Raw genomic sequence first — 9,869 nt, 5'->3', positions numbered from 1 at the left:
TTTAATCAAGACATTTCTAGTTGGAGTATAAACGAATATTGTTATACAGATTTTATGTTTGAAAATTGTTTGATTTCGGAAGAAAACAAACCACAAGCCCTACAAGAAAATAAAGAAGAAAACAATTCCATTAAAACAAGGAGAAAAAAATGAAAAAAATAATAATAGCGATAGTAATATGTTGTGGAGTGTCTTTTGCAAATGAAAAGCTTCAGCAAGAAAGTTTAGAGACAAAAAATGAAAATATGAATAGTCAAATTTATTATGAATATTCAAACAATCATATTAAAGCTAACAATTCAGTCCCACTATCTGAAAAATATATGGAAATTCAAGATTATTTGTCAAGAGCATTACCTGCTGTTCCATTTTCAAATTCACTTTATGCGGAAGATTGTGTAATCTATGAAGCCGTAGCAAATAATATTGTTAGTTCAGTATTTCTTATACTGCAAAATTTAGGATATGAAGTGGCGGTTATAAAAGATAAATTTCAACCAAATGAAATTTCTACTCTTTTTTATTCTGAAGATAAAGAGAAGTTGCAAAATGCTTTAAGCTCATTTGCTGAAAAAATGCCTGAAGATAAGAAAATAGAACAAAAAGAGAGTAACAATGAAACAAACAATGAAGAATCTAATAAAGAAGAAAATGAAGTAGATGTGCCTGATGTTGTCATTTTTAATAATACTCAAGAATTAATACAGCATAATAATCTATTAAAATTAAAAAAAGAAAGAGAAAACAAGAGTGAATAATAAAAAGATATTATCAGTAATTTTTGTTCTTATCTCATATTCTAATATTTGTATTGCTGGTGCTACTTCAGAAATCAATTCAATGGATAATGAAGTAAAAAATTTAAAAAATATAGCAAAAGACCAAAATAATGAAATAGAAGACAAGATTAATTTAGGAAAACTGATTCTTGTTGAAGTTAAGCGTAACATTTTCTTAATCAAACAAAAAAATGAACTTATTCTAAATTATTGGCATATCAAATCTCAAATACAATAATTTTGAAAGAAAAGTGCAAATTTGCACTTTTTAAGCAAAAATTAAAATAGAATATACTTCTCCCTGCTATTTTTACATTTTAAAATCTAATATTAGGAAGTAAAATGTTAAAAATACAAAACAAGTCTCAATGGTTTAAAAAAATAGTGTTTGCAACTTTGGCTGTATCTGTTCTTAATGCTTGTGGTAGTAATGAAGCTGTTAAAACAAAATTGAATTTTCTAGATACGCTTGGAGAACACAAAGTCAATTATACTGAAGAAGAAAAAATTGAAAGAATAATTGCCTTTTACAAAAAGAAACTTGCAAATGTCAAGGATTTAGAAGTTAAATTCTTGGAAAAAATATCAGCAAATAAAGATTTAGAATTTGACGCTTTTATTTTTGAGTTCAATATTAATGGAGAAACACAACAAGAAATTCTATTTATCAAAGATAATTTTTTCTTTAGTGATTTTGCAAGTATAGAATCCCTGAATACAAGCAAACAAAAAATAACAAAAAGATTAGAAGAAAAAGCAAATGAAAAAATTTTAGAAAGCTTAAAAGAAGATTCCGAATACATTGTAACATTGGGAAATGGAGACAAAGAAATCTATGTCTTCACAGACCCTTTATGTCCTTTTTGTAGAGAACATTTAAAAAGCATTAATGAGAAATTTTTAGCCAAACATAAAGTTCATTTTATTTTTGTAAGTGTTCATCAAGACGCAGGTTTTAATAGAGCTAGTCTTATTTATGAAAACATAGAAAATGCGAAAAATGATAAAGAAAAGCTTGATATTATTAAGCTTTATTATGGAGACAATATCAATCAAGAATTTGTATCTCCACAACGCAGTTTTAATATTAAAATGCTTTATGATAAGTATATAGATTTAGGTGTAAAGTATGTTCCATACATTATTGAAGTAAAATAACAATAGAGAATATAAACAATGGAATTAGGTTCAAGTAGCACACAACTCATCTCAACAGCTTTTGTTTTTGGGCTTTCAGCTTTAGCTTTTGCTTATTTGCCTTTCTTTTTTACACTTGCTAACGGATTAGTTAAAGCTAATAGTGGGCATAATGCTCGTTCAGGCTCAATTATGTCTGTCTTTTCAGTTGCATTTATAGTTCATTTTTTGTCTTGCATTTTCTTTATGCTAGGAGTAAAACTTCTTGATGTTATTGGAGCGTTATATCAAAACAACTATTTGCAAGAAAAAATTTTTCCAATCTTTTGGGCTAGAGGCAAAAATTCAGTTTTTTCTTTAGCTGGTTCTAATGGCGGAGTAGAAGATGAGGGAGCATTTTTACAATTATATATCGTTCAAACAACAGCTGATTGGTTGATGTTACTTGGCATTATCATTGTATTTCTAACTGCTTGTGCTTATGCAGTCATAGAAACAAAAAAAGATTCTGTGCAATTTAATTATGTTAGTTTTTTTGTTTGGCTACTTATAGCAAATGTTGCAGGACTTATTATTTATTCTGTGTGGGCTAATATTGCTTCTTTGGCACTTTTTATACCAAATGGAGCAAGTTTGTTTGACAAAATAGTTGAAACATATCAGAATCTTCTTGGTGCAGAGAATGCAAGTAATTCAAATGGAGGCAACAAAATATGAAAAAAATATTTATTTGTTTATGCTTCTATTTGCTTCTACTAACAGAATACAATTATGCACTTGTTCCCTGCTCTTTTGTTTCCGACACAAATTCATCTACAAAACATACTGATATAAAAGATTTTATAAAAGATGAAAATAATGATATAAAAAATTATTGGAAAGATAACATCAAGCCTGTTGTGAAAAATATAAAAGAAGAAAGTAAAAAAAGAGAAGAAAAAATGAAAAAACTTAAAGCAATAGAGACAGAAAGATTAGTGATTGCTAAAAAAATAGAGTTTTTACTTCAACAAGAGAACGAGCTTTTGGGAAACTTTATTAATATAGAAGCCGAACAGGAAAAAAAATGAAAAGAACAATATTATCAACAATATTAATTCTATCTATTTCTGCAAACCAAACTTTTGCTATTGGTGGGATATTGGGAGATATTATGGGTGGATTTGATGATATTGCAGGAGCAGGACAAGATGTTGCTAATGCTACCTGCTTGTGTTATCCATATATAAAAAATTCTTTTAGTAGTCTAGCTCAAAGTATTTCATCTAAACTATCACAACAAGAATCTGCCCTTGCAAAATTAAAAAATACTCTAAAAGACACCAACAAAGAATTTTCATATCAAAATACTTTTTTGAAAAGAGAAAATGAATTAATGAAAGAAGAAATAGTAAAGGATATGGAATTAATTTTTTATCTTAAACAAAAAAATGAACTTAAGTAGGAGTAAAATATGCGACTTTTTATAGCAGAAAAACCTGAATTGGCTAGAGCTATTAGTAATGGGATTGAGGGCAATGCAGAACAAAATAATTCTCATATTATTAAAGGAAATTCTATTATAACTTGGGCTTATGGACATATTATGCAATTAGCCGAACCACATTTTTACAATGAAGCCTTTAAAAAATGGAATATCAATGATTTGCCATTAAAAATTCCTTATCCTTTTAAAAGAATACCTAATCATAGCTCTGAAAATCAGTTTAAAACAATTATTAAATTAATTAATGATAGTAGAATAACAGAAATCGTGCATTGTGGAGACGCTGATGAAGAGGGACAGATTCTCATAGACGAGATTTTGGAATATTCCAAAACAAATAAACCTATTACAAGATGTCTAATTAATGATATTACTCCAAAAGCAATAGCAACAGCTATTAGCAAAATTGAGCCAAATAGTAATTTTAAAGGATTAAGTGAAAGTGGATTTGCACGAAGTGAAGCAGATTACATTGTTGGTATGAACTTAACAAGATTTTATACAATTTTAAATCAAAGAAATAGTGGAAGCTCAGATACTATTACCATAGGCAGAGTGCAAACTCCAATTTTAGGGCTAATTGTTAATAGAGAATTGGAAAATAAAAACTTTAAAAGTTTAAATTATTTTTCAATAAATGGAAATTTTAATATTAATGGAAACAACATACAAGCTCCGTTGAAGCTTGAAAAAGATGAGCGTATAGTAGAAGAAGAAATTGCAAATAATATAAAAAATAATTGTATAAATAAAAATGCAAAATTAAAACTTGAAGTTAATAAAAAAATGGAATATCCGCCATTGCCATATAATTTGCTAGAACTTCAAGCAGAATGTGCCAAAATATTTGGTTTTAGTCCTGACAAAGTTTTAAGTATTACGCAATCTTTGCGTGAAAAACATAAAGCTATATCCTATAATCGTAGCGATTGTCAGTATTTGCCTGAAAATCTCTTTGAAGAGTCTCCTCAAGTAATTGAAACTTTAAAATATAACTTTAAAGATGAAGATATAGGACAAAACAATGCGGATATTAGAATAAAATCAAAAGCTTTTGATGATAGCAAATTATCAGCCCACTATGGCATTGTGCCTTTGCAGACAAAGCTAGAATTAAATAATTTATCAAAAGACGAATTGCAAATCTATACACTTATAGCTAAAAGATTTTTAATGCAATTTTACAAGCCTTGTGAATATCAAACTTATAAATTTAGTTTTTTGATAGATGAATATCTTTTTGAAACAAGCATAAGAAAAGACTTATTTTTAGGTTTTAAAAAATATTTTTCTAAGCAAGAGCAATCAAGTGCTGTGGATTGGTTGGATTCTGTAAAAAATATTGAAGTTGCTTTGTGCGAAAATATATCTGTAAGTAAGGAAAAGACAAAACCTAGACCGAAATACACAATGACAACATTACTAAAAGATTTAAATCAAGTAAGCAAGTATGTCAAAGATGAACGCATAAAAAAACTTCTTGTGGAGAAAGATAAAGATAAAAAAGGGGAAAGCGGTGGAATAGGGACACCTGCAACTCGTTCAAACCATATAAAAACTCTCATAGATAGGGAATATATACAAGTAAGTAAAGATAAAAAACAAAATATTACCGCAACGCAAAAAGGAATAAAACTTATCCAAGCTTTAAGCCCTATGCTTACACAACCCGATATGACAGCACTTTGGTTTGAAAAGCAAAAAGAAATAATGAATGGAACTCTAAGTAGAAAGGAGTTTTTAAATTCTGTGGAGGAATTTATAAAAGAAATCATAGAACAAGACAAGGAGAAAACAATGAGCGTAAGTCAAAACAAAGAACAAAATCAAAATATCACTTCTTATGAATGTCCTTTATGTAAAAAAGGTTCGCTTATAAGAAGAGAATCAAAAAACAAAAAAGGAAGTTTTTGGTATGGTTGTAGTGAATATAATAATGGCTGTAAATTTATTTGTAACGAGATTAATGGAAAGCCAAACCTTAACAATGAAGTGCAGGGGCAAACAGATGTAAAATGCCCTCAATGTCAAAAAGGATTCTTGATAAAAAAAGAATCTGTATCAAAAAAGACCAATAAGCCTTATACTTGGTATGGTTGTAGTGATTGGAAAAATGGTTGTAAATTTAGTTGCTTTGAAAAAGATGGAAAACCAAATTTAGATGGTGATTGAATTTTTCAAAATAGAAAAAGACAAAAAACCAAACAGAAAAGGAAATTCATACGATGAACAATTTAGAAACCTTAAAAGCATTGAGTGAGGAAATTGAAAGTAGAGCAAAAGAAAACGAGCGTATCATCACCAAGACTAATGGGAATAGGAAATAATATATTATGTTTATGCTTTCAATATTTGCTTTTGCAACATTTATTTTTTATTTAAAAAGTAAATTTTTATCAGTTAATGAAAATGTTTTAAGCTCTATTGCTTATATTTTAGGGACAAGCACATTGATTGTTTGTTTTTTGGTTTATTTTAGAGATGAGCCATTACAAACCAATATATTATATCTAGCTTTTATTCCATTATTTATTTATGGAATATCCTATATAAAAAAGAAAACAAGTCTTACTTCTCTTGGAATTAAAGCAAATCAACAAAGATATTTTAAGGAAGTAAATGCCAAACAAATTTATGACTTTTATCAAGTTAGAAAAGATATTAAAAGTAATCGTGTTGAAGTATTGGTAAATAAAGATTCTAAAAAACTTATGAAAAATAATCTTATTGTTCCTGCATTTTTCATATCACTAAAAAATCTCAATCTTACACACATTAAAACGATAGATGAGTTAGAAAAAAGCAATTTACATAAAGCGGTCTTTGGAAAAATACAAGAATGTATTAAAGCTATGGAGCTGAAAATAAATTTTCAAGAAGAATTAGAAACAAACAATTATTGTGTAGAATTTTTCTTAATGGATTTATATGAAAGAGTAACACCATCATTCAATATTGGTGTGGCAAATTTAGAAGTATTAGCAAAAAGTTCAATAGAAATTGAGCTTATAGGTGCATTAGATATTTTGAATTTAAATTGCGTTAAACGAAAAGGCTCTGCACTTTTTTATCGTTACATAGAGTTTAAAGATAGAATCAAAGATTATCTTAAACAAGAAGAATTAGAAATTAATCCAAAAGAAGAAGTATTTGATGAAGAATATGCAAAAGATAATTAAGCTATACTTAACAATAAACAAGTAGTTCAAAAATCACATAAAAGGATACAAAAGTGAGTAATATTTACTTCTTTGGCGATACACACGGAAGCCTTGATATAGATAAGATTTTTATGCCTAGTTATCAAGCAGATGATTATATTATTGTCTGTGGAGATTTTGGCGTATTGTGGAGTGATGAAGAGGGCGTATTTAAGCAAGAAAATATGCTAGAAAAAGAAGCCAAGCTAAAAGAACGCATTAAGAACTTGCCTTGCACTCTTTTATTTATAGATGGTAATCACGAGAATTTTAATCGCCTAAACGCTCTTAAGCAAGTTGAGAAGTTTGAATCTATTGTGGGCGAATATATACAAGATAAATGCTATCATCTCAAAAGAGGGAATATTTACAATATAGCAGGACATACTATTTTCACTATGGGTGGAGCTTTAAGCATAGATAAGGCGTGGAGGGCTGAAAGACTAAGCTGGTGGAAGCAAGAAGCCATTACTCAAATGGAACTTGAGAATGCTTTACACAATATACAAAACTACAAGGGGAAAATAGAGCTTGTAGTAACCCACACTTGCCCCCAAAGCTTTTTAAACCCCTTAAGCGAACTTATCAATATAAGCCATAAGATTCACGATGAGAATCCATATAAGCTAGAAAAGATTAAAAACGCTCTGATTGATAATCATCAAAAACCACAATTTTGGATATTTGGTCATTGGCACAGAGATGTGAATTTCACAAGCGATGAGATAGAGGCAAATACCTTGTATTTGCATTGCTTGAAGTTAGATGAAAATAAAAACTTTGAGCGATTTGATTTTAGAAAAGAGATTTTTTATGCTAAAACAAGAAATAGACATAAGGAGTAATTGAATGATAAAAATAAAACTTTCTGCTATCCTTTTTATTATTGCAACAATTGTAAGTAGTGCCAATGCGGTTTTATGTCCTGATTTCGCAACACTTTTTGCGTATGAGCAAATAACAAATAGTAAATATACTCAAGGAGATAATGAAATTGGGAATGAAATAAAAAATATTACAAATATAATAAAAAGTGAAATTAATAAAATAGAAGAGAAAAATAAAACACTATTAAAAAACTTAAAGAGAGCAAAAGAAGCCGAATCGCTTTTGGCTTTGAAAAAAAGCTTTTTGCTTAAGCAAAACAACGAGTTGCAAGGCATAAACAATACTATAAAAGCAAATTAGAAAAGGAATAAAATGAAAATTGAATCCGCAAAAGTTAATTTATACAAACCATATCAAAATAATCTTTGCATATTTTTACAAGAAGAAGAAGTTCTGCAAAAATTAATTTTATTTGGTGGATTTTTAGGCTGTATTCTTGCTTTTTTAGCTTCTTTTTTTACTATTGGAGAAAATATTGCCATAGGACTTTATATGCTAGGAGTCATATATGCAGGAATAATGATAGGACTTTATTTTATAAGTGAAACAAAAGATACAAAAGAAGCTGTAATTCCAAATGAGGCAGACAAAGAATATTTACTTTCACTTGGGTATGAAGTAAAAAAATTCTATGGAGACGCTGTTAAAAGCGGTAGGGCAAAAAACAATAAAACTCGCCCTTTGCTTATAAATGCAGAAACAATGAAACGCCACTTTCTTGTAATGGCAACCATTGGAGCAGGTAAATCGGTTTTAATGAAAGGATTGATAGAACAATATGCTGTATTAGGCGGAGGTTGTTTTATCATTGATGGTAAGGGGACAGATGAATTTGCAAAGGAAATATATGGTGTAGTTGCAAGTGTGGGGAGAGAAGATGATTTTGTATATCTAAATTTTTTAGATATGGATAATACTCACACAATCAATCCATTATTGAGTGGAGGGGCGTTAAGTATATATGAAATTCTTATTGCTTTGTTAATAGGCGAAGAAAATGAATGGAAAGAAAAACAAAAAGAATTTATGAAATGTATCCTCAAACTTATGGTGTATAAAAGAAACAATGAAAAAGACTTTGTTTTTGACTTTTCATCACTTACAAATATGATGAGCCTTGTAACACTAGTAAAAACTGCAATAGAATATAAACATTTGGCAAGATATAATGTTGGAATAATGGATTTTGTTAAATATGTAAGTTCCACGATTGAAGTGGATATAAATGATTTTTTACAAGGAGATAAAGAAAATAAAAAATGGGTAGATGAAATGATTAAAAAAACAAGTGGAGAGGGGCAGGGTATTTATGATGTTTCTGTGTGCGTTGGAGCTTGGAGAAATGTTTTGACAAATTTAAGCTCAGACTATGGAAGAATTTTTAATGCTCCAAACCCTGATATTTCTTTATGGGAAGCTACACAAAGAAATAAAATTATATTTGTAACATTGCCTACAATGGATTCTGATACTACTCCAAAAGAGCTTGGAAGATTATTATTAGGGCTTATCAAGGGAGTTGCCGCCCAAAAAGCAAAGTTTGCAAAAGAGCCAAAGATTCCATTTGCTTGTTTTTGTGATGAGTTAGGTAGTTATGTTATTGAGGGATTTGGAAGATTAGAATCTAAAAGTAGAAGTTTGGGTATTAGTGTTGTTCCATTTTTTCAAAGCCCCGCACAAATTGATGTTGTTGCAAAGAATGATTATGAAAGAAAAGAAATCATTGATGTTACAGGCGTTCATATATTAATGAAAAATATGCACCCTGAAACAACAGAATTTTACGCAAAAATGGTTGAAAAAATTAAAACAATGAGTAGAGACTATCTTAAAAGGCGTGATGGAGCTAAGGGGTCAGGAGCAACAGAAGATACTTTTAGAATAGAAGAGAAAGAAGCCATAGAACATAACGAAGTAGTAAATATGAATAATGGCGAGATGATGATATTTGCTAATGGTAAATTGCATAGAGCCATAGCACAAACTGAAACTTCTTTAATGGCACTTGGTAAAAAAACGACTTATCAAGGAATGAGTAACGAGAAAATTCCATTAGTTCAATATGTTAGCAAAAGAATATTTTTTAAAAAGACTAATGAAATTGTTAGAAAACTAGGACTAAGTTATACAAATGCAGAAGCGGTAAATAATTGAATTTATCGTCTTTTGCGTATTCTTGCAGAATCTGCATTCTTGCTTTTGCTGTTTGTTAGAGTTAAATCTTGCGTAGTATTGTCTTTGAGCTGTTGTGTATAATCAATCATTACAGGCTGGTCATAACCGTTCCTACAAACCTATAAAAAACTATAAATAGTTACAAATATCTATAAATAATTTTCCTGTTGTATTCCTGTTTCAACCTTGCTGGTTGCAATATTA

The 9,869-nt window shown here is 29.2% G+C and carries 11 protein-coding genes; all 11 read left to right on the top strand.

The genetic code is table 11. The features are described 5' to 3' along the window. Nucleotides 1–149 precede the first annotated feature (149 nt). The 11 genes from LS74_RS10350 to LS74_RS10300 all read left to right on the top strand — a co-directional run bounded on the left by LS74_RS10350 (nt 150) and on the right by LS74_RS10300 (nt 9,644). Nucleotides 150–758, top strand: coding sequence for a hypothetical protein (locus LS74_RS10350; RefSeq protein WP_034587660.1), 609 nt, complete (start codon nt 150–152; stop codon nt 756–758). Beyond that, the gene (locus LS74_RS10345) at nt 751–1,017 is read left to right on the top strand and encodes a hypothetical protein (RefSeq protein WP_034587662.1); all 267 of its coding nucleotides are present in this window, start codon (nt 751–753) and stop codon (nt 1,015–1,017) included. The genes LS74_RS10350 and LS74_RS10345 overlap by 8 nt, the downstream gene beginning before the upstream one ends. 104 nt (nt 1,018–1,121) lie before the next feature. Next, nucleotides 1,122–1,937: a thioredoxin domain-containing protein gene (locus tag LS74_RS10340; RefSeq protein WP_034587664.1), complete on the top strand. Its 816-nt coding sequence runs from the start codon at nt 1,122–1,124 to the stop codon at nt 1,935–1,937. 18 nt (nt 1,938–1,955) lie between these two features. Then, nucleotides 1,956–2,633 carry a hypothetical protein gene (locus LS74_RS10335; RefSeq protein WP_052086441.1) on the top strand — a complete coding sequence of 226 codons (678 nt, stop codon included), beginning with the start codon at nt 1,956–1,958 and terminating at the stop codon, nt 2,631–2,633. Beyond that, nucleotides 2,630–2,986, top strand: coding sequence for a hypothetical protein (locus tag LS74_RS10330; protein ID WP_034587666.1), 357 nt, complete (start codon nt 2,630–2,632; stop codon nt 2,984–2,986). The genes LS74_RS10335 and LS74_RS10330 overlap by 4 nt, the downstream gene beginning before the upstream one ends. Then, entirely contained in the window at nt 2,983–3,360 is a 378-nt protein-coding gene (locus LS74_RS10325; RefSeq protein ID WP_034587668.1) for a hypothetical protein, read from the top strand. Before LS74_RS10330 ends, LS74_RS10325 begins: the two co-directional genes overlap by 4 nt. Nucleotides 3,361–3,369: 9 nt before the next feature. Then, a complete protein-coding gene (locus tag LS74_RS10320; protein WP_034587670.1) occupies nt 3,370–5,574 on the top strand; it encodes a DNA topoisomerase 3 in 2,205 nt (734 codons plus the stop codon). A gap of 161 nt (nt 5,575–5,735) precedes the next feature. Next, on the top strand, nt 5,736–6,581 hold the full coding sequence (locus tag LS74_RS10315; RefSeq protein WP_034587672.1) for a hypothetical protein: 846 nt from the start codon (nt 5,736–5,738) through the stop codon (nt 6,579–6,581). A 53-nt stretch (nt 6,582–6,634) separates the two neighbouring features. Further along, complete coding sequence (locus tag LS74_RS10310; protein ID WP_034587675.1) at nt 6,635–7,447, top strand: metallophosphoesterase; 813 nt, start codon at nt 6,635–6,637, stop codon at nt 7,445–7,447. A 4-nt stretch (nt 7,448–7,451) separates the two neighbouring features. Then, complete coding sequence (locus tag LS74_RS10305; RefSeq protein WP_034587676.1) at nt 7,452–7,790, top strand: hypothetical protein; 339 nt, start codon at nt 7,452–7,454, stop codon at nt 7,788–7,790. Between the two features lie 12 nt (nt 7,791–7,802). Then, entirely contained in the window at nt 7,803–9,644 is a 1,842-nt protein-coding gene (locus tag LS74_RS10300; protein ID WP_034587677.1) for a type IV secretory system conjugative DNA transfer family protein, read from the top strand. Nucleotides 9,645–9,869: the final 225 nt, after the last annotated feature.

It is taken from the genome of Helicobacter magdeburgensis (genome assembly GCF_000765825.2).
Taxonomy (GTDB): Bacteria; Campylobacterota; Campylobacteria; order Campylobacterales; family Helicobacteraceae; genus Helicobacter_C; species Helicobacter_C magdeburgensis.
Note: the sequence above shows the minus strand (reverse complement) of the source record. Positions and strands in the feature narration are given on the sequence as shown.

Bases quoted from the DNA above. Each gene is read 5' to 3' on its own strand.
- LS74_RS10335 (WP_052086441.1), top strand. From the start codon at position 1,956: ATGGAATTAGGTTCAAGTAGCACACAACTCATCTCAACAGCTTTTGTT.
- LS74_RS10330 (WP_034587666.1), top strand. From the start codon at position 2,630: ATGAAAAAAATATTTATTTGTTTATGCTTCTATTTGCTTCTACTAACA.
- LS74_RS10315 (WP_034587672.1), top strand. From the start codon at position 5,736: ATGTTTATGCTTTCAATATTTGCTTTTGCAACATTTATTTTTTATTTA.
- LS74_RS10325 (WP_034587668.1), top strand. From the start codon at position 2,983: ATGAAAAGAACAATATTATCAACAATATTAATTCTATCTATTTCTGCA.
- LS74_RS10320 (WP_034587670.1), top strand. From the start codon at position 3,370: ATGCGACTTTTTATAGCAGAAAAACCTGAATTGGCTAGAGCTATTAGT.
- LS74_RS10305 (WP_034587676.1), top strand. From the start codon at position 7,452: ATGATAAAAATAAAACTTTCTGCTATCCTTTTTATTATTGCAACAATT.
- LS74_RS10350 (WP_034587660.1), top strand. From the start codon at position 150: ATGAAAAAAATAATAATAGCGATAGTAATATGTTGTGGAGTGTCTTTT.
- LS74_RS10340 (WP_034587664.1), top strand. From the start codon at position 1,122: ATGTTAAAAATACAAAACAAGTCTCAATGGTTTAAAAAAATAGTGTTT.
- LS74_RS10300 (WP_034587677.1), top strand. From the start codon at position 7,803: ATGAAAATTGAATCCGCAAAAGTTAATTTATACAAACCATATCAAAAT.